General features: G+C 64.2%; 17 protein-coding genes. 9 read left to right on the top strand and 8 right to left on the bottom strand.

Going from position 1 to position 19868, the window contains the following annotated elements; all coding sequences use genetic code 11:
• Positions 1-19 precede the first annotated feature (19 nt).
• The 4 genes from GTP69_RS24655 to GTP69_RS24670 all read left to right on the top strand — a co-directional run bounded on the left by GTP69_RS24655 (position 20) and on the right by GTP69_RS24670 (position 6271).
• Positions 20-1810, top strand: coding sequence for an acyl-CoA dehydrogenase C-terminal domain-containing protein (locus GTP69_RS24655; protein WP_161057354.1), 1791 nt, complete (start codon positions 20-22; stop codon positions 1808-1810).
• 12 nt (positions 1811-1822) lie between these two features.
• Positions 1823-4222 carry a 3-hydroxyacyl-CoA dehydrogenase/enoyl-CoA hydratase family protein gene (locus tag GTP69_RS24660; RefSeq protein WP_161057355.1) on the top strand — a complete coding sequence of 800 codons (2400 nt, stop codon included), beginning with the start codon at positions 1823-1825 and terminating at the stop codon, positions 4220-4222.
• Between the two features lie 11 nt (positions 4223-4233).
• Positions 4234-5430: an acetyl-CoA C-acyltransferase gene (locus tag GTP69_RS24665; protein ID WP_110846491.1), complete on the top strand. Its 1197-nt coding sequence runs from the start codon at positions 4234-4236 to the stop codon at positions 5428-5430.
• 67 nt (positions 5431-5497) lie between these two features.
• Complete coding sequence (locus tag GTP69_RS24670) at positions 5498-6271, top strand: enoyl-CoA hydratase (RefSeq protein WP_161057356.1); 774 nt, start codon at positions 5498-5500, stop codon at positions 6269-6271.
• A 4-nt stretch (positions 6272-6275) separates the two neighbouring features.
• Here the strand turns inward: GTP69_RS24670 and GTP69_RS24675 are convergent, their stop codons facing one another.
• Genes GTP69_RS24675 through GTP69_RS24685 form a run of 3 tightly spaced genes read right to left on the bottom strand, consistent with a single transcriptional unit; the run spans position 6276 to position 9171 of the window.
• A complete protein-coding gene (locus tag GTP69_RS24675) occupies positions 6276-6965 on the bottom strand; it encodes a GntR family transcriptional regulator (RefSeq protein WP_161057357.1) in 690 nt (229 codons plus the stop codon).
• Positions 6941-7885, bottom strand: a complete 945-nt coding sequence (locus tag GTP69_RS24680; RefSeq protein WP_161057358.1) for a dihydrodipicolinate synthase family protein — start codon at positions 7883-7885, stop codon at positions 6941-6943. Before GTP69_RS24680 ends, GTP69_RS24675 begins: the two co-directional genes overlap by 25 nt.
• Positions 7886-7938: 53 nt before the next feature.
• Positions 7939-9171 (bottom strand): MFS transporter, encoded by a 1233-nt coding sequence (locus GTP69_RS24685; protein WP_161057359.1) that lies wholly within the window; start codon positions 9169-9171, stop codon positions 7939-7941.
• 134 nt (positions 9172-9305) lie between these two features.
• Here GTP69_RS24685 and GTP69_RS24690 point away from each other — a divergent pair, with 134 nt between their 5' ends.
• The gene (locus tag GTP69_RS24690; protein ID WP_161057360.1) at positions 9306-10403 is read left to right on the top strand and encodes a hypothetical protein; all 1098 of its coding nucleotides are present in this window, start codon (positions 9306-9308) and stop codon (positions 10401-10403) included.
• A gap of 15 nt (positions 10404-10418) precedes the next feature.
• Here the strand turns inward: GTP69_RS24690 and GTP69_RS24695 are convergent, their stop codons facing one another.
• Positions 10419-11276: a DMT family transporter gene (locus tag GTP69_RS24695; protein WP_161057361.1), complete on the bottom strand. Its 858-nt coding sequence runs from the start codon at positions 11274-11276 to the stop codon at positions 10419-10421.
• Between the two features lie 31 nt (positions 11277-11307).
• Here GTP69_RS24695 and GTP69_RS24700 point away from each other — a divergent pair, with 31 nt between their 5' ends.
• The gene (locus GTP69_RS24700) at positions 11308-11880 is read left to right on the top strand and encodes an XRE family transcriptional regulator (RefSeq protein WP_229261142.1); all 573 of its coding nucleotides are present in this window, start codon (positions 11308-11310) and stop codon (positions 11878-11880) included.
• Here GTP69_RS24700 and GTP69_RS24705 read toward each other — a convergent pair.
• On the bottom strand, positions 11873-12583 hold the full coding sequence (locus tag GTP69_RS24705; RefSeq protein WP_161057362.1) for a LytR/AlgR family response regulator transcription factor: 711 nt from the start codon (positions 12581-12583) through the stop codon (positions 11873-11875). The two genes, GTP69_RS24700 and GTP69_RS24705, sit on opposite strands and share 8 nt — an antisense overlap.
• On the bottom strand, positions 12580-13641 hold the full coding sequence (locus GTP69_RS24710; RefSeq protein ID WP_161057363.1) for a sensor histidine kinase: 1062 nt from the start codon (positions 13639-13641) through the stop codon (positions 12580-12582). The genes GTP69_RS24705 and GTP69_RS24710 overlap by 4 nt, the downstream gene beginning before the upstream one ends.
• Before the next feature lie 134 nt (positions 13642-13775).
• Between GTP69_RS24710 and GTP69_RS24715 the strand changes: the two genes are divergently transcribed.
• The gene (locus tag GTP69_RS24715; protein ID WP_161057364.1) at positions 13776-14435 is read left to right on the top strand and encodes a DJ-1/PfpI family protein; all 660 of its coding nucleotides are present in this window, start codon (positions 13776-13778) and stop codon (positions 14433-14435) included.
• Here GTP69_RS24715 and GTP69_RS24720 read toward each other — a convergent pair whose 3' ends face one another.
• A complete protein-coding gene (locus tag GTP69_RS24720; protein WP_161057365.1) occupies positions 14436-16565 on the bottom strand; it encodes a TonB-dependent siderophore receptor in 2130 nt (709 codons plus the stop codon).
• A gap of 138 nt (positions 16566-16703) precedes the next feature.
• On the opposite strand from GTP69_RS24720, the gene GTP69_RS24725 reads away from it, so the two are divergent.
• A complete protein-coding gene (locus GTP69_RS24725; RefSeq protein WP_161057366.1) occupies positions 16704-17813 on the top strand; it encodes a catalase family protein in 1110 nt (369 codons plus the stop codon).
• A gap of 12 nt (positions 17814-17825) precedes the next feature.
• On the opposite strand, the gene GTP69_RS24730 is transcribed toward GTP69_RS24725, so the two are convergent.
• Positions 17826-18023: a hypothetical protein gene (locus GTP69_RS24730; protein ID WP_161057367.1), complete on the bottom strand. Its 198-nt coding sequence runs from the start codon at positions 18021-18023 to the stop codon at positions 17826-17828.
• Between the two features lie 203 nt (positions 18024-18226).
• Here GTP69_RS24730 and GTP69_RS24735 point away from each other — a divergent pair.
• A partial coding sequence (locus GTP69_RS24735; protein ID WP_229261143.1) for a sensor histidine kinase occupies positions 18227-19868 on the top strand: 1642 nt, incomplete at its 3' end.

Genomic DNA, 19868 nt, shown 5'->3' on the forward strand with positions numbered 1-19868 from the left:
TAGTCATCAGGAGAAAAAAATGGGTCAATACGTCGCGCCAATCCGGGATATGCAATTCGTTCTGCACGAGTTCCTGAAAGTGGAAGATGAACTGAAAGCATTGCCGGACTACAGCGAAGTCGATGCCGACATCATCAACCAGGTGCTGGAAGAAGGCGGCAAGTTCACCGCCGGCGTGCTGTTCCCGCTGAACCACTCCGGTGACCGCGAAGGCTGCAAGCACGACGCCGCCACCCACACCGTGACCACCCCAAAAGGCTTCAAGGAAGCGTACAAGCAGTACGTGGAAGGCGGCTGGGCGGCATTGGCCTGCGATCCTGAATACGGCGGCCAGGGCCTGCCAGTGGTGCTGAACAATTCGTTCTACGAAATGCTGAACTCGGCCAACCAGGCCTGGACCATGTACCCGGGCCTGTCGCACGGCGCCTACGAGTGCCTGAAAGAACACGGCACCGCGCACCAGAAAGAAGTCTACCTGCCGAAACTGGTGTCGGGTGAATGGACCGGCACCATGTGCCTGACCGAACCGCACTGCGGCACCGACCTGGGCATGCTGCGCTCGAAAGCGCTGCCACAGGAAGACGGCTCGTGGCTGATCACCGGCAACAAGATCTTCATCTCGGCCGGCGAGCACGACATGTCGGAAAACATCCTGCACCTGGTGCTGGCCCGCGTGCCGGACGCACCGGAAGGCTCGAAAGGCATTTCGCTGTTCCTGGTGCCGAAGTTCCTGCCGAAAGAAGACGGCACGGTTGGCGAACGCAATCCGATCACCTGCGGCGCCATCGAAGAAAAAATGGGCATCCACGGCAACTCGACCTGCCAGATGAACCTGGACGGCGCCAAGGGCTGGATCATCGGCCAGCCGAACAAAGGCCTGAACGCCATGTTCGTGTTCATGAACGCCGCCCGCCTGGGCGTTGGCATGCAGTCGCTGGGCCTGACCGAGATCGCTTACCAGAACGCGGTAATCTACGCCAAGGACCGCACCCAGATGCGCTCGCTGACCGGCGTCAAGCGTCCGGACCTGCCGGCCGACCCGATCATCGTCCACGCCGACGTCCGCCGCATGCTGCTGACCGGCCGTGCCTACGCTGAAGGCGCGCGCGCTTTCACCTCGTACGTGGCGCTGCAGATCGACCGCGAACTGCACCACCCTGACGAAGATGTGCGCAAGGAAGCCGCCGACGAAGTCGCGCTGCTGACCCCGATCGTCAAGGCCTTCATCACCGACAACGCCTGGATCGCCACCTCGGAAGCGATGCAAGTGTTCGGCGGCCACGGCTACATCTCGGAATGGGGCATGGAGCAGTACGTGCGCGACGCCCGCATCAACCTGATCTACGAAGGCACCAACACCATCCAGTCGCTGGACCTGCTGGGCCGCAAGATCCTGGGCGACAACGGCGCCAAGCTGCGCAAGTTCGGTGAGAAAATCAAAGCGTTCGTGGAAGAAAACGGCCTGGACGAAAACCTGAGCGAATTCATCACCCCACTGGGCGAGCTGGGCGACAAAGTCACCAAGCTGACCATGGAAATCGGCATGAAAGCATTCCAGAACGCCGACGAAGTGGGCGCCGCCGCCGTGCCGTACCTGCGCGTGGTCGGTCACCTGGTGTACAGCTACTTCTTCGCGCAAATGGCGAAGATCGCGATGGAAAAACAAGACAGCACCGATACCTTCTACAAAGCCAAGCTGGCGACCGCGCGCTTCTACTTCGCCCGCCTGCAACCAGAAACCGCAACCCTGATCCGTCAGGCGCGTTCGGGCTCCGCCAACCTGATGGCACTCGACGCCGACCTGTTCTAAGAGGAAACGACAATGACCAATTTCATCGTTAAAAAAGTAGCCGTGCTGGGCGCCGGCGTGATGGGCGCGCAAATCGCTGCCCATTGCATCAACGCCAAAGTACCAGTGGTGCTGTTCGATCTGCCAGGTAAAGAAGGCACGCCAAAGAACGGCATCGTGCTGAAAGCCATCGAAGGCCTGAAAAAACTGTCGCCGGCTCCGCTGGGCAACAAGGACCACGCTGCGCTGATCGAAGTGGCCAACTACGAAGACGACCTGGCCAAGCTGGCCGAGTGCGACCTGATCATCGAAGCCATCGCCGAGCGCCTGGACTGGAAACACGACCTGTACAAAAAGGTCGCGCCGCACATCGCCCCTAACGCCATCTTCGCCTCGAACACCTCGGGCCTGTCGATCGGCAAGCTGGCCGAAGGCTTCGACGCGGAACTGAAAGCACGCTTCTGCGGCGTGCACTTCTTCAACCCACCGCGCTATATGCACTTGGTGGAAATCATTCCGACCCCGGACACCAAGCCAGAGATCGCCGACCAGCTGGAAGGCTTCCTGACCTCGACCCTGGGCAAGGGCGTGGTCCGCGCCAAGGACACCCCGAACTTCATCGCCAACCGCGTCGGCGTTTTCGGCATCCTGGCCATCGTCCACGAAGCTGAAAAATTCGGCCTGTCGGTAGACGTGGTCGATGACCTGACCGGCGCCAAGCTGGGCCGCGCCAAGTCGGGCACCTTCCGCACTGCGGACGTGGTCGGCCTGGACACCATGGGCCATGTGATCAAAACCATGCAGGACTACCTGCCGAACGATCCGTTCGCAGCCGTCTACAAAACCCCGGCCGTGCTGGCCAAGCTGGTGGAAAAAGGCGCGCTGGGTCAAAAGACCGGCGCCGGCTTCTACAAAAAAGTAGGCAAGGAAATTCAACGTCTGGACTTCGCAACCGGTGAATACGTCGCCGGCGGCGCCAAGGCAGCCGACATCGTGGCCCGTATCCTGAAGGAAAAAGATCCGGTCAAGAAAATGAAAGCGATGCGCGAATCGACCAACCCACAGGCGCAGTTCCTGTGGGCGATCTTCCGCGACGCCTTCCACTACATCGCCGTGCATCTGGAAAGCATCGCCGACAACGCGCGCGACATCGACTTCGCCATGCGCTGGGGCTTCGGCTGGACCGTTGGTCCGTTCGAAACCTGGCAAGCCTCCGGCTGGACCCAGGTGGCCCAGTGGGTCAAAGAAGACATCGATGCCGGCCATGCGCTGTGCAACGCACCGCTGCCAGCTTGGGTATTCGAAGGCCCTGTCGCTGAAAAAGGCGTGCACACTCCGGAAGGTTCGTGGTCGGCCAAGGCCAACGCCTACATTCCGCGTTCGGAACTGGCAGTCTACAAGCGCCAGGAATTCCGTGCACCAGTTTTGGGCTCGGGCGAAATCGACGGCCGCAAAGCCGGCACCACCGTGTTCGAGGACGACGACGTCCGCCTGTGGCACTCGGGCGACGAAGTGCTGGTCATCTCGCTGAAAACCAAGCTGCACGTGATCAGCCCAGGCGTGATCGCCGGCTTCAAGAAAGCACTGGCGGAAGCCGAGAAGAACTTCAAGGGCCTGGTGATCTGGAGCGCGGACGCAGCCGACGGCGGCGCGTTCTCGGCCGGCGCCGACCTGCAATCGGCACTGCCAGCCTTCATGAGCGGCGGCGCCAAGGCAGTCGACCCGATCATCAAGGAACTGCAAGACACCTTCATGGCGATGAAATACTCGAACGTGCCAGTGGTGGCGGCGGTTGCCGGCATCGCCCTGGGCGGCGGCTGCGAAATGGCGCTGCACGCATCGAAACGCGTGGCGTCGATCGAGTCGTACATCGGCCTGGTGGAAGTGGGCGTGGGCCTGATTCCTGCCGGCGGCGGTCTGAAAGAGGCGGCAGCACGCGCCTACAAGGAAGCCAAGGGCACCGACATCCTGCAATTCCTGAAAACCGGCTTCACCAACGCGGCCACCGCCAACGTGTCGAAATCGGCGCTGGAAGCGCAAGCGATGGGCTACCTGAAAGAAGACGACGTCATCGTGTTCAACCCGTACGAACTGCTGTACGTGGCCAAGACCGAAGCGCGCGCCATGTTCGACAAGGGCTACCGCGCGCCGCTGAAGGCGCCGATCCAGGTGACCGGCCGCTACGGCTGGGGCACCATCAAGGCGCAACTGGTCAACATGCGTGACGGCGGCTTCATCTCCGCGCACGACTTCAAGCTGGGCGACATGATCGCGCAAATCGTCAGTGGTGGCGATATCGATCAGGGTTCGTTCGTGAACGAACAGTGGCTGCTGGACATGGAACGCAAAGCCTTCCTGGAGCTGCTGAACCATCCGAAAACCCAAGAGCGCATCATGGGCATGCTGCAAACCGGCAAGCCAGTCCGCAACTAAGGAATAAGACAATGAGCAAACAAGTTCAAGACGCATACATCGTCGCCGCGACCCGCACCCCGATCGGCAAAGCGCCGCGCGGCATGTTCAACAAAACCCGCCCGGACGACCTGCTGGTGCGCGTGATCCAGTCGGCACTGGCCCAGGCGCCTGGCCTGGATCCGGCGCTGATCACCGACGCCATCATCGGCTGCTCGTTCCCGGAAGCGGAGCAGGGCTTCAACATCGCCCGTCAATCGGTGCTGCTGGCCGGCCTGCCGAAGACCGTCGGCGGCGTCACCATTAACCGTTACTGCGCGTCGGGCATCACCGCCCTGGCCATGGCGGCTGACCGCATCCGCGTTGGCGAATGCGACGTCATGCTGGCTGGCGGCGTCGAATCGATGTCGATGGTTCCGATGATGGGTCACCACCCGTCGATGAACCTGAATATGTTCACCGACGAAAACGTCGGCATGGCATACGGCATGGGCCTGACCGCTGAAAAAGTGGCCGAGCAATGGAAAGTGTCGCGCGAAGACCAGGACGCGTTCTCGGTGGAATCGCACCGCCGCGCCGTCGCCGCGCAGCAGGCCGGCTTCTTCAAGGATGAGACCACTCCAGTGGAAATCATCACCCGCACGCCAGACCTGGCTACCGGCGAAATCAAGGTCAAGACCCGCACCGTCGATACCGACGAAGGCGCGCGTCCAGAGACCAGCATGGAAACCCTGGGCAAGCTGAAGCCAGTGTTTGCCGCCAAAGGTTCGGTCACCGCCGGTAACAGCTCGCAGATGTCGGACGGCGCCGGTGCGCTGCTGGTGGTCTCCGAGAAGATCCTGCGCGAGCACAACCTGACCCCGCTGGCCAAGTTCTCGTCGTTCGCCGTCAAAGGCGTGCCGCCGGAAATCATGGGCATCGGTCCCAAGTTTGCGATTCCGGATGCGCTGAAAGCCGCCGGCATCACACAGGACCAGCTGGACTGGATCGAGCTGAACGAAGCGTTCGCCGCGCAAGCGCTGGCCGTGATCCGCGACCTGGGTCTGGACCCGGCCAAAGTCAACCCGATGGGCGGCGCGATTGCGCTGGGTCACCCGCTGGGCGCGACCGGTGCGATCCGTGCCGCCACCGTGGTGCACGCACTGCGCCGCAACAACCTGAAATACGGCATGGTCACCATGTGCGTAGGCGCAGGCATGGGCGCAGCCGGCATCATCGAACGCGTGTAATCACGCCATCGCAATAACAAAGGGCGCTGAGGTTCATACCCAGCGCCCTTTCATTTTGGAGACAGATATGGAAATTTTAAGCAGCATTGAAAACGGCATCCTGACGCTGGAATTCAACCGTCCGGAGCGCAAGAACGCCATCACCGCCGCCATGTATCAAACCATGGCCGACGCGCTGACCGCCGCCGAAACCGACACCGCCGTGCGCGCCATCCTGCTGACCGGCAAAGCCGACATTTTCACCGCCGGCAACGACCTGGAAGACTTCATGAAAACCGCCCCAGCCGGCGGCGCGATTGAAGACCGTTCCGTCTACAAATTCATGATGGCGCTGAGCGGCGCCACCAAGCCAGTGGTGGCAGCGGTGGCCGGCAATGCGGTCGGCATCGGCACCACACTGCTGATGCATTGCGACCTGGTCTATGCGGCCGACAACGCCAAATTCTCGATGCCGTTCGTGCAGCTGGGCCTGTGCCCGGAATTCGGTTCCAGCCTGCTGCTGACGCAAATCGCCGGCTACCCGCGCGCGGCTGAAAAGCTGATGCTGGGCGAAGCCTTTGGCGCGCAGGAAGCGCTGGAGATGGGCTTGATTTCGAAAGTGCTGCCGGTGGCCGAACTGCGCGCGTTTGCCGAAGGCCAGGCCGCCAAGCTGGTGGCATTGCCCGCCAGCTCGATCCGCGTCACCAAAGAACTGATGAAAGCCGCCCGCAAAGCGCCGGTGACCGACGCCATCGCCGCCGAAAACACCCACTTCGGCGCCATGCTGTCCGCCCCGGAAGCCAAAGAAGCCTTCATGGCCTTCTTCCAGAAACGCAAACCGGACTTCACCCAGTTCGCTTAATAGGTCAGGACGCGCGGCGGCGCGACAGGATGAATTGTTCCAGGTCTTTGCAGGCGTGTTCGATGTGGCGCTTCAGCAGCGCGGCGGCGCCTCGGACGTCGCCGGTGCGGCAGAGGCCGACCAGTTCTTCGTGTTCCTGCTGCGCTTGCTTGATGCTGTCTGCGCTCAGCGATAGTTGCATGCGCGTGTAGCGGTCGGTCTGTTGCAGCAGCGTGGCGACGATGGCCGCCGTGCGCGGCTGTTCCGCGCGCGACAGCAGCACCTCATGCAAACGCGTGTTGAGCTCGCCCCAGCGGGTGGTGTGCTGGGCGTGCAGTTCCACCTTGTACTCGGCCAGAATGGCGTCGAGCTGGGCGTAATCTTCCGCCGTCAGCCGCGGTGCGGACTTCTTCAGCAGCAGCGGCTCCAGCAAGCTGCGCAACATGAACAGCTCGCTGATCTCATCAATCGACAGGCCTGACACCACGGCGCCCTTGTGCGGCACGATGGTGACCAGCCCTTCGCCTTCCAGCTGCACCAGCGCCTCGCGCACCGGAATCCGGCTGATGCCGAACTCGGTCGCAAGCGCGTCCTGCCGCAGCGAAAAGCCTTCCGGCAATTCGCCCGACATGATCTTGCGGCGCAGCGCGTCAGCCGCCTGCTCCGCTACCGTGGTGACGGCAAATCCCTTCACGCGGCCACTTCCTTCGACCATGCCGCATACCAGGTGCGGAACAGCGCGTACTGGGTGTCGGCGTAGCGGCGCTGGCTGGCGCTCAGCGCATCGGTTTCGTTGAAGTGCAGCGTGTATTCCGTGTCGCCGTTCAGCACCATCAGGTATTTGTAGAACAACACCAGGTCGGTGCCTTCGTCGAACGACGACAGCACCAGCAGCGCGGCTTCCAGTTCGCGAGCCTGACGGCGCGCCACGGCATCGCCGGCCGCCGCCTTGCGCGACAGGGCGACCAGGTGCAGTACTTCACGCGGCAGCGCATTGCCGATGCCGGTGATGGCGCCCGTCGCGCCGCAGTTGACGAAGCCATGGAACACCTGCGTATCGACGCCGACCATCAGCGTGACGTTGTCGTCCTGGCTGGTGATGTGCTCGGCCGCATAACGCAGGTCGGCGGCGCCGCCGAATTCCTTGAAGCCGATCAGGTTCGGGTGCTTGGCGCGCAGTTCGAAGAACAGATCGGCGCGGGTGGCGAAGCCATAGTACGGGCTGTTGTAGATCACGGCCGGCAGGGACGGCGCGGCTTCCAGGATGGCCGAGAAGTGCGCCTTCTGCGCCGCCGGCGACGAGCCGCGCGACAGCAAGCGAGGAATCACCATCAGGCCCTTGGCGCCGACCTTGGCCGCGTGCGCCGCGTGCGACACCGCTTCCTTGGAGTTGACCGCGCCGGTGCCGACAATCACCGGCAAGCCGGCGGCCACCAGCCGGGCCACGCCTTCCTGGCGCTGTGCTTCGGTCAGCAGCGGCCAGTCGCCCATCGAACCGCAATACACCACCGCGCTCATGCCGGCGTCGATTAGTTCGCGTGCCTTGCGGACCAGCGCGTCATAGTCGGGCAAGCGGTCGGCGGTGCAAGGCGTCATCAGGGCCGGGATGGTGCCGGTGAAAATATTGTCACTCATGGTGTTTCCTTCTGGCTGCGTTGGATGGGAAAGCGTCGGCAGCCATCATATCGTCATTTTTGGATATTGTATACAATATGCAGTTGAGCGGGCTGGGCGGGACGACGCTCCAGCCACACCGACACGCCCAGCACCACGATGCCGCCCAAGGCCAGCAGCGCGCCGACCGGGCCGGTCGATTGCAGGCTCATGCCATGCGCAATCGCCAGTCCGCCGCACCAGGCGCCGGCGGCGTTGGCGCAGTTGAAGGCCGAGTGGTTGAGCGCCGCCGCCACCGTCTGGGCATCGCCCGCCACGTCCATCAGGCGCGTCTGCACGGCAGGGCAGACGGCGATGCCACAGCCGATGGCGAACAGGTTCAAGGCCACCGCCCATACATTGCTGCTGGTGTAGTAGAACGCCGCCAGTGCCGCTGCATTCCACACCAGCGCGCCGAAAATGGTCCACAGGCGCGAGCGATCGGCGAACCAGCCGCCCACCACATTCCCCACCGTCATGCCGACGCCCATCATCGCCAGCAGCAGCGGCACCAGCGCCGGCGACACCTTGGTCACTTCCAGCAAGGTCGGCGTGACGTAGGTATAGACCGCGAACAGGCCGCCGAAGCCGACCGACACCATCAGCAGCGTTACCCACACCTGCAGGCGGCGGAACACGCCCAGTTCGCGCTGCGGGCTAGCGTCGCCGGGCGCGATCCACGGCACGTAGCGGCGCACCATCAACGCCGTGGTCAGGCCCAGCAGGCCGACCACCAGGAAGGTCGAGCGCCAGCCGAAGCCCTGGCTCAGCCAGGTCGCCAGCGGCACGCCGAAGATGTTGGCGATGGTCAGTCCCATCAACACGCGCGACACCGCCTGCGCGCGCTTCTCCGGCACTGCCATCGACGCCGCCACCAGCGCCGCCACACCGAAGTAAGCGCCGTGCGGAATGCCGGCGACGAAGCGCGCCAGGATCAAGGACGCATAGCCCGGCGCCGCTGCGCTCAGCAGGTTGCCCACCGCGTATAGCGACATCAGCATGATCAGCATCGCGCGGCGCGGCATGCGCGCCAGGAAGATGGTGATCAACGGCGCGCCGAACACCACGCCCAGCGCGTAGGCGCTGATCATGTGGCCCATGTCGGGCAGGCTGGCGTGCAGGTCGCCGGCCACCACCGGCAGGATGGTCATGGAGGCGAATTCGCCGGTGCCGATGGCCAGGCCGCCGATGGCCAGCGCCAGGTTGGCCATGGCGGCGCCGCGCGGCGCGATGATGAGGGGAGTGTCGGAAATCGGTTCGGAGTGCATGGGGGAGGGGCGAAAAAGCAGAAAAAAAACCGATAACGATAGCATGTTTGGGCTATGGCTGCTGGCGGCAGGCGTGCGCAGGAAAGCATGGCGCTTCTGCTAATATTTCGACAACATAAAAAAGGGAATCGACCATGGCTTATTTGGATCTTGGCAAGCGCGTCTTGCCGGTGGGTGCTGCAGTGGCGTTTGCGCTGGCGGCGGTGAGCGCGCCAGCCATGGCGCAGGAGGCGGTGAGCCGCTTCCAGAGCAACGGTTCGGCCGCGCAAGGCACCGAGTACAGTGCTGCCGCCGTGCTGCCGGGCGCCGATATTAGCCAGGCTTATGCCGCTCTGCGGCGGGTGGTGGAGCGTAATGGCTGGAACGTCTTCCAGGCAACGCCGGCCAGCTATGCTCTTCTGGCCCGCAACAACCAGACCACGCAGAGCGGCAAGACCGGTTCGCTGGCGGTATCGCTGGCGCCGGTGGGCGATGGCGTCAGCCTGGCGCTGATGTATGCCAATCCGCCCGGCGTCAATTCGCCGCCGGCGGCGGTGCGCGCGGAATTCAATAAGATTGCCGGCGCGCTCAAGGCCGAGCTGGCGGCTTTGCCGGCTGGGCAGCCGGCGGTAACGGCAAACGCTACCGCTGCCGCGCCGCAGCCGGCCAGTGCAGCGCCGGACCGCAAGCTGTGCCTGGCAGGCGCCTGCCTCGGCATGACCACCGCCGAAGCCGCGACGCTGAATCTGCAACCGTCCGGCATCGCCCAGTTCAAGCTGAATGGGAAGCCGGATGGCGCTTACGGCCTCGACCGCTCCGGCAACCGCATCGGCTATTCCGACATGGGCGATTTCGACAGCAAGTCGCTGAAGCAGTTTGCCACGACGGTGGCCACCGTTTGCCGCTTCAGCTTTGCCAGTGCCAGTATGAAAGCCAGTGACGGTCAACGCATCCGCCTGGTGTTCCGTCCGGCGATTCGCGATGGCAAGGGCGTGGTGGTGCTGACGGAAATCAACCGTCAACTGCCACCGAATATGAGCAGCAGCGAGCTGCAGCGCTTTACCGACACGGCCCGGCAGCAGTTCGGCGATGCCTTCAGCGCCGAGTCACGCGTCATCGTCACGCGCCCCACGGCGGAGATCCATCGTGATGTCGGGCTGGGGACTTCGCTTAAGCTGAGCCTGCCGATTGAGAATGTCAACGCCCGTCTTCTGGAACAGCCCGGCTGCTCAGACAAGCCACGCCTGGATTGAGTGTGCGGCGCCGGTTTAGGGCCGGCGCCATTCGCCGACGATGCTGGCGAAAATAATCATCGCCGCGCCCAGCACCGCCAGCGCTGGAATATGCTCTCCCGCGAGCAGGCCAAACACGCCGGCCCATACCGGTTCGCCTGCGTAGATCAACGTCGCCTTGGTCGCGCTGACCTGGCGCTGCGCCCAGTTCATCACGTACTGAATGGCGGCGCTGGCCATGCCGAGCGCCAGTGCGCACAGGAAGAACACGGGCGAGTAGCCGGGCAGACTCTCGCCGGCAACCGGCATCGCGGCAAATGCCAGCAGCGACGCCACCGCCAACTGCACCACCGTCACGCGGGCGATGTGCACGCGCTGGGCGAAATGCCCGATCAGGATAATCTCCGCCGAAATCGCCAGCGCGCCTAGCGCGGTCAGCATTTCACCGTAGCCGAAACCGCCGCTGATGCCTTCCGGTCCCGCCAGGCAGGCCAGTCCCGCGAATGAGATCGCCGCGCCAGCCAGCGCCGCGACGTGCGGTTGCTGGCGCTGGAACAGCCATTGCATCAGCGGTACCATCGGCACGTAGAAAGCCGTGATGAAGGCCGACTTGCTGCTGGTGATGTATTGCAGTCCCCAGGTTTGCAGCGAATAGCCGGCAAAGATGCTGGCGCCGATCATCACGCCCGCCCGCCACTCCAGCGACGTCAGGCCGCGCAGGTGGCGCCGGCTCAGCAGCGCCGCAATGGTGGCGGCGATGGCGAAGCGGGTGCCGACAAAGGCCAGCGGCCCGGCCGTATGCACGGCGGTATGGACGATCAAAAAGGTGCAGCCCCAGATCATGGTGACGCTCACCAGCGAGAGCTCGGCCCAGCGTGGGGTCTGTAGGTTCATGGTATGCTATGCGCAAAATATTTCTCATATTATGATGCGCAATATACTGCCCAGTCAAGAAACATCGTCGCCGGCCTTGGCCCATGCGGCGGAAAACGTCCGTCATTACCGTCAGCAGCAGGGGCTGAGCCAGGATGAACTGGCGCGGCGTGCCGGCCTGAGCCGCCGCATGATCAATGGGCTGGAGGCGGGCACGGCGAATATCAGCTTGTCCAACCTGGATGCGATCGCGCTGGCGCTGGGCGTGCAGTTTGTCGATCTGGTTCGGCCGCCGCAAACCGACAATAGCGATATTCGCAGCGTGATGTGGCGCGGCGCCAGCGATGCCAGCCAGGCGGTGCTGCTTGGCGCGGCGCCGGCTGCCAACATGGTCGAGCTGTGGACCTGGGCGCTGGCGGCGGGTGACCGCTATGACGCCCAGCCGGACCAATCCGGCTTTTCAGAGATGATCGTGGTGACGGCCGGCGTGCTGGACATCGTGTTTGAGCACGAGACCCGGCAGCTGGCGGTGGGCGAATTCGCGATCTTCAGCAGCGCCCAGCACTACGCTTACGTCAATCAGGGCACGGTGACGGCGCATTTCGTCCGTAACGTGATTACCTGACTGCGCGCTCCATCAGCGCCTTGCGGTAGCTGCGGCTGACGCGCAGGCGCGCGCCGCTGGTCAGCACGGCTTCCTGTTCGCCGTCTTCGCCCGGTTCAATCGACTGCAACTTGGCCAGGTTGATGATGGTGGAGCGGTGGATGCGGCAGAAGGTGGCCGGGTCCAGATCCTGCGCCAGCTCGGCGATGCTGCGACGGAGCAGATGCGTTTGCGCGCCGACGTGCAGCGAGGCGTAGTAATCGGCCGCGCCGATCCAGTCGATGTCGGCGACCGGCAGGAACAGCACCTGGCCGGCATGCTTGAGTACCAGCCGCGCCGGCGCCGGCGCCGTCTGCGTACGCGGCAGGCGTTCCCGCGCGCGCAGCAGCGCGGTGTTGAAACGCTCGTCGCTGAAGGGCTTGAGCAGGTAGTCGAGCGCCCCCACGTCAAACGCGCGCAGTGCGTGCTGGTCGTAGGCGGTGACGAAGACCACGGCGGGAGGCAGTTCGCCGCCCAGCATCTCCAACACATCGAAGCCGTCGCATTCCGGCATCTGGATGTCGAGGAACAGCAGGTCCGGCCGCATGGTGCGGATTGCGGTCAGCGCGGCGCTGCCGGAGTCGCATTCGGCCACCAGTTCGATGTCGGCCTGCTTGCGCAGCAGCGCCTTGAGGTTGGCGCGGGCCGGCGCTTCGTCGTCGACGATGATGGCGCGCAGCTTCATGCGGTAACGCCACTGAATGGAATCGCAATGCGGACTTCGACGCCGCCGTCGCGGTTGCGCATCTCCAGCGTGTGGCGTTCGCCGTACAAGCCGCGCAGGCGTTCGCGGACATTGTTCCAGCCGATGCCCGCGCGGGCCGGCGCCACGTCGGATGGCATCGTGGGGCCGTCGTTGTAGATGACGATGTCCAGCATCTCGCCGGCGGCGCTGACGGACAGCCGTATCGCGCCGCCTTGCGCGCGGTGCGCCAGTCCATGCTTGAAGCCATTCTCCACCAGCGGTTGCAGCAGCAGGCCCGGTATGCTGGCGGACATCAGCGACGGCGGCACCTGTACGCTGTATTGCAGGCGTTCGCCGAAGCGCATCTTCTGGATGGCGAAGTATTTGTCGAGGAAGGCCAGTTCTTCGCCCAGCGAAATCAGGTTGCGGTCGGAGTCGTCCAGCATGCGGCGCAGCAGTTCACTGAGGCCGGCGAGGGTGTCGACGGCGGCGTCATTGCGCTGTTCGCGTACCAGACCAGTGACGGTGTTCAGGGTGTTGAACAGGAAGTGCGGTTCGATCTGCCGCCGCAAGCCATCCAGTTGTGCCTTGATGCGCTCCGCCTGTTCCAGCAGCAGCCGCTCGCGCGCATGCAGGCCGTAGCCGATGGCGAACACGGTGGCGTAGATCACCACGTCCGCCAGCACGCCGCCGACGAAGTGCTGGTACCACAGGACCAGCCATGGCGGCGTGTCCGACACCATCCATGGATTCAGCGCGGACTCCAGCGTCGCCGTCCATACGGCGCTGATCACGCCGATCATCAGGCACGCGGCAAGATGAATAATCCATTTACGCCAGCCGGCACGATGGCTGCTGGCAAAGCGTATGCCTTGTTGCAGCACGGCCGGTGTCACCAGCGCCAACACCAGCCAGTAGAAGAAGCGGAAGAAGAATAGCGCCGTCCACGCGTGATGCATGCCGGCGGTGCGCATCAGGAAGACGTTCTGCGTGGCGTCGAACAGCGCCAGGCAAAACCAGACCGCCGCGATCCAGGCGCGTGTAGGGAGAGTATTCATGCGCTCACGATAAACGAGAATGGCGCGTCCGGGCAAACAATGCAGCGAAATGCCGGCGCCGTGCAGTCGGCGTGCTGGCCGGAGGCGGGCCTCGCCGGCGACACTGGCGTCATCTTCAACTGAATGGAAACGCCATGAAATATCTGATCGCCTGTCTGCTGACCATGCTGGCGCTGGCCAACGCCAACGCCGCACCCATCAAGGTAGCTTTTGTGCTGAGCGAAGGCGCCAATGTGATGGACATCGCCGGGCCGTGGGAAGTGTTCCAGGATACGATGCTGGACGATAGCGCCGGCTCGATGCCGTTCGTGCTGTACACGGTGGCCGCATCCAGGACGCCCTTGCGTACCAGCGGCAGCGGCGCGCCCGGCCTGCTGATTACGCCCGACTACAGCTTTGACGACGCTCCCACGCCGGACATCGTGGTGGTCGGCGCGCAGTCCGGCGGGCTGGAACTGCGCGAGTGGCTCAAGCGGCAGCACGCCGCGCAGAAGACCATGCTGTCCATCTGCACCGGCGCGTTCGAGCTGGCGCATGCCGGTCTATTGAACGGCAAGCCGGCCACCACGCACCACGACTATGCGGGCACCTTCCACAAGACCTACCCGGACGTCCGGTTGGTGCGGGAAGTGCGCTTTGTGCAGGCGGACGCGCATACCTACACCGCCGGCGGCCTGACCTCCGGCATCGACCTGGCACTGCATATCGTGGCTGAGCATTTTGGCGAGCCGCAGGCGCAGCGCACGGCCGACTTCATGGAGTACCGGCGCGCCGGCGGCAAGGTCAAACAGTGATCAGAACTTGTAGCGCAATGTCCCCTGCACATTGCGCGGCGCGCCGTAGATCAGGTTCTGGAACACGTCCAGCTGATTGCTGTAGTAGGTCTTGTCGAACACGTTGTTGACGTTGACTTGCAGCGTCAGCTCGCGGCTGATGTCGTAGCGCGCCATCAGGCTGGCCAGCGCGTAGGCCGACTGGCCGACGTTGAAGCTGGCGCCGGAACGCGGATCGGTCACCTGCGTGTAGCTGCGGCCTTCCCAGTTGACGCCGCCGCCCACACTGAGTTTGCTCCAGTCGCCCGCCAGCTGGTACTTGGTGTACAGCTTGAGCAGCTTGTGCGGCTGCACGGTGTTGACCGGCGTGCCGTCCCTGTCCTCGGAGCGGAACTGGGTCCAGCCGATGCTGGCGCTCCAGCCGCGCGCCAGTTCGCCGCTCAGTTCCAGTTCATAGCCCTTGGTCTTGGCGCCGTCGATGGTCAGCCACGCCTGTTCGCGCGTGTTCGGCACGTATTGGCCGGAATCGACCATGGCGAAGTTGTCCTGCTTGACCAGGAACACGGCGGCCGAGGCGTTCACTTTACCGCCCAGCAGTTCCTGCTTGATGCCGGCCTCGTAGTTCCTCCCTTCCAGCGGATCGATGTAGGCGCCACGGCGGTCGCGCAGGTTTTGCGGATCGAAGATGCTGGTGTAGCTGGCGTACAGCGAGCTGTTGGCGCCGATGTCGTAGACCGCGCCCAGGTAGGGCGTGACTTTGCCGCGATAGCGGACCTGGAACGGCTGCTCGGTCCAGGCGCCGTTGGCGGCGTCGCGCGTCCAGTTGGTGATGCGGGCGCCGGCGATCAGCTTGAGCGGATCGCTGAGCTGCAAGCGCGTGGCGCCATACAGGCTGGTTTGGGTATCGCGGTAGCTGGAGCCGGAATAGTAGGCGCCCCATTGCGGCTCGGGATAATCGCCATTCCACTGGCGGAAGTCGCCGATCGGCGGCTGTTCGCTGGCGTCGCTGACCAGCCACTCCTGGTTGTGGCGGCCGTGCAGCAGGCCGACCGTCAGCTCATGCTGGCGGCCCAGCAGCGCAAACGGGCCGCTGGCGGTCACACCGAAGTCGTTCTGTTCCTCGATGGTGCCATAGCCAACCACCCACGGTTGCAATCCAAGACCGGTATTGCGGTCGACCAGGCCGTCCATCCAGTTGAGACGCTGGTCGCCATTGTTTTCGCGCCGGGTCGCCATGGCGGTCAGTTTCCACTGGTTGGCCAGCGTGTGTTCCAGCGTGATGAAAGCGGTACGCTGTTTTGTATCCCAGAAGTTCCATTTGGCGGCGCTGGTCGTGGTGCGGTCCCAGTTGGTACGGGTGCCATCGCTGTAGAAGATCGGCAGGCCGGCCCATTGGTTGCCGCGATGCTTGTCGCGCTGTTCGCTGTAGCCGACGCTGAGGTGGGTGGCGGCGTCGAGATCAGCGTCGATTACGCCGTAGACGGTGCTCTGGCGGGTGTTTTCCAGCCGGATGAAGTTGTCCTTGTTTTCCTTGTTCACCACTATGCGGCCGCGCACCGAGCCGTCGGCGTTGAGCGGGGTGCTGAGATCGACTTCGGCTTCGCGCTTTTTCCAGGTGCCGAGCGTGGCGCCGGCCGTGCCGGTAAAGGTTTTGCTGTCGGCGTGCTTGCGGATCAGATTGATCGAGGCGGACGGGCTGCCGGTGCCGTTCAGCAGGCCGCTGGCGCCGCGCACGATGTCGATCCGTTCGTAGATGGCCAGGTCGGCCTTGGTCTGGCCGGCGTCGCTGCCGTACATCGGCACGCCGTCGATTTGCAGCTGCTTGATGTCGAAGCCGCGTGCGTAGAAATTGCCGCGCACGCTGTCGATTTCCTTGGCGGAGACGCCGGTGGCGTTGGTGACGACGTCAAAAATGGTTTGCAGCCCCTGGTCGTCCATGCGCTCGCGGGTGATGACGCTGACCGATTGCGGCGTGTCGCGGATCGATAAATTGAGGCCGGTAGCGCTGCTGGTGGCGCGGGCGGTGTAGGAGTTTTCGCTGGCGCCGGTAACGGTGATGGAAGGCAACACCGGCGGATCGGTGTCGTCGGCATGGGCGGCGGCGTTCAAGCTGAGCAAGGCAAGGCTGAGGGCGGTGGGCAGAGGGCGCATAGTGTTCTCACGGAGTGGTTGTCAGCGTAAGACGTTTGGCAGGCGCCGCTGTTTAGTGTGAGTCGCACCGTGCGTCACGCCACAGACGTCCGCCGCGCCAGCGGTGATGATGGTGGTAGCCAACAGCCGAGGAACACCATGGATTTCCCTACCCGCCATTTGCAGCAACCATTGCCCTACGATCCCTCCTACGAAGTACCGGAGGAGGACGAAGCCAAGACCATCGCCGGCCTGACCGAAGCCATGCATGGCATCGCCGATACGGTCGACAAGGATATCGGCCACGCGCCGCGCGGCGTGCACGCCAAGAGCCATGGCCTGCTGCGCGGTGAGCTGCGCGTGCTGGACAACTTGCCGCCCGATTACGCCCAGGGGCTGTTTGGCCATCCGGGCGGCGCCTGGCCGGTGGTGATGCGGCTGTCGACCACCCCGGGCGATTTTTTGGACGACAAGGTGTCGACGCCGCGTGGCATGGCCATCAAGGTCATCGGCGTGCCGGGCGCGCGCTTGCATGACGGCGTAGGCGACGTCACGCAGGATTTCGTCATGGTCAATGGGCCGACCTTCCAGTCGGCCACTGCCAAGCAGTTCCTGGGCAGCGTCAAGTTGCTGGCGGCCACCACCGATAAAGCGCCGGGCCTGAAGAAGGCGCTGTCGGCCGCCTTGCGCGGCGTCGAGAAAGTGGTCGAGGCGGTGGGCGGCGAGAGCGCAGCCATCAAAGGCCTGGGCGGCCATCCCGAGACCAATATTCTTGGCGAGACCTTCTTCACTGGCGCGCCCATCCTGTATGGCCGCTACATGGCAAAATTATCGCTGGCGCCGGTGTCGCCGGAATTGCAGGCGTTGAAAGACCAGCCGGTGGACCTGGAGCACAAACCCAACGGCCTGCGGGCGGCGGTGGTCGATTTCATGACCGAACACAGCGCCGAATGGGAACTGCGCGTGCAACTGTGCACCGACCTGTCGGCCATGCCGATTGAGGATTCCACCGTGGAGTGGGAGGCGCCGTGGGTGCCGGTGGCACGCATCAAGGCCGAGCCGCAGGCCGGGTGGACCCATGGGCTGTCGGTGCTGATCGATGACGGCATGCAGTTCAATCCGTGGCACTGCATTGCCGACCACAGGCCGATCGGTTCCATCATGCGCGTGCGGCGCGCCGTATATGCCGCGTCGGCCCGCTTCCGCGCCGAACGCAATGGCGCGGTGGTGGCCGAGCCACAAAATCTGGACCACTGGCGCGAACACTGATCCGCGCCAGCGCTACTCCTTACGCTTGCCGGGGCGCGTCAGCGAAAAAATAAGCATGCCGAACAGCGTGCTGATCAAGAGTGCCGGCACCAGAAAGAAGAGCGCCGGCACCAGTCCATAGACGGCAGCGCCGGCCAACTGGTCGATGGTGGTGATGTCGCCGGCAAACGCCACCATCAACACATAGGCCAGCATCAGGCTGGCCGGCATTGTCTTCCAGATTTTGGACCCGCTAGCGATTAGCCAAGCGTTCGCCAGCATAATAACTGCGATGAAATAATACGCCGTGGGCATAATCCGCTTTCCGTCAGCCGCGCAGGCTACCTAGTGAGACCAGCATTGTACCCAACGCCTATTGTGCGCCACCGTACCGTACAGTTGCTACTATCTTACTTTCTGGTTCGGAATTCACTATGCTGGCTCACTCCCTCCCGTCGTTACCTGATCCGCAGGAGCCCCTGCCGCGCTTCATCGGCGCCGGCACGCCCATGCGCGACCTGGTGCGCGCGCACCATTGGGAAGAGACGCCGCTGGGCCCGATCTCCGGCTGGCCGGGCTCGCTGCGCACCGCCGTCAGCGTGGTGTTGCATTCGGTCACGCCCATGTTCCTGTGGTGGGGCGAGCAGCTGACGCAGATTTATAACGACGCTTATGTTCCCTGCTTCGGCGAAGGCAAGCATCCGGCCGCCCTTGGGCAGGCCGGCCGCCACTGCTGGCCGGAGATCTGGCACATCATCGGGCCGCAGATCGAGGCGGTGCGCCACGGCGGCGAGGCGCGCTGGTATGCCGACAACCTGGTGCCGATCTGGCGCAACGGTCACATTGAGGATGTGTTCTGGAGCTACACCTACACGCCGGTATTCGACGAGCAGGACCAGGTGGGCGGGGTGCTGGTGGTGTGCACCGAGACCACCGCGCAGGTGCTGGCCGAGCGCCGCCGCCACGCGCTGGACTTGCTGGCGCGCCGCCTGCTGGGCTGCCGCAGCGACGATGACGTCCACGCCGCCGTCACTCAGGCGGCGACCGATAATCCGGGCGACCTGCTGGACGTCACGTTGCTGTCCGGCGCGGCGGCTGATGCTTTCCGAGGCAGTCCCGATCTGGTGGTGATCCGCGCTGCCGAGTTGCAGCTGTGCGACCAGCTGGCGCTGGTGTTCAAGGTGTCGCCGCGCCTGCGAATGGACAGCGCCTACCGCCAGTTCCTGGAGCAGTTCACCGCCACCGTGTGCGCCACGCTAAGCCGCCTGCAAAGCGACCGCGCGCTGTCCCACGCCATGGCCGAGAGCGAACGCCTGAACAGCGACCTCAATCTGTCGTCGCGCATCAAGGATGAATTCCTGGCCATGCTGGGCCACGAGCTGCGCAATCCGCTGGCGCCGATCGTCACCGCGCTCAAGCTGATGAAGCTGCGCGGCCAGTCCGGCGACACCGGGCAGGAGCAGGCGGTGATCCAGCGCCAGGTCGACCACCTGGTGCGGCTGGTGGATGATTTGCTGGACGTGTCGCGCATCGCCAGCGGCAAGGTCGAGCTGCGCAAGGACACGGTGCCGCTGGCCGATGTGCTGAACAAGGCAATCGAAATGGCCAGCCCGCTGCTGGAACAGCGCCAGCACCGGCTGCTGGTGGACGTGCCGACCGTGCGCTGGCATGGCGATCCGGCGCGGCTGGCGCAGGTGGTGTCCAACCTGCTGAGCAACGCTGCGCGCTACACGCCGGCCGGCGGCCACGTCACGCTGGCCACCCGCATCAAGGGCGGCACGGTGCAGATCCAGGTCACCGATGACGGCAACGGCATCCCGCCGCAGCTGCTGCCGCACATTTTCGACCTGTTTGTGCAGGGCAACCGCCTGCTGGACCGCGCCAAGGGTGGCCTCGGCATCGGGCTGGCGCTGGTGCGCAACCTGGTGCAGATGCATGGCGGCGAAGTCAGCGCCTACAGCGCCGGCGAGGGACGCGGCAGCACCTTCACCATCACGCTGCCCGATTCGGTGGTGGCCGAGAGCGCCGCGCCGGCGGCCGGCGGCAATGCCGCTGCAGCGCCGCCAGCGGCGCCGG

This window comes from Duganella levis (assembly GCF_009857605.1).
In the GTDB taxonomy this organism is placed as follows: domain Bacteria; phylum Pseudomonadota; class Gammaproteobacteria; order Burkholderiales; family Burkholderiaceae_D; genus Rugamonas; species Rugamonas levis.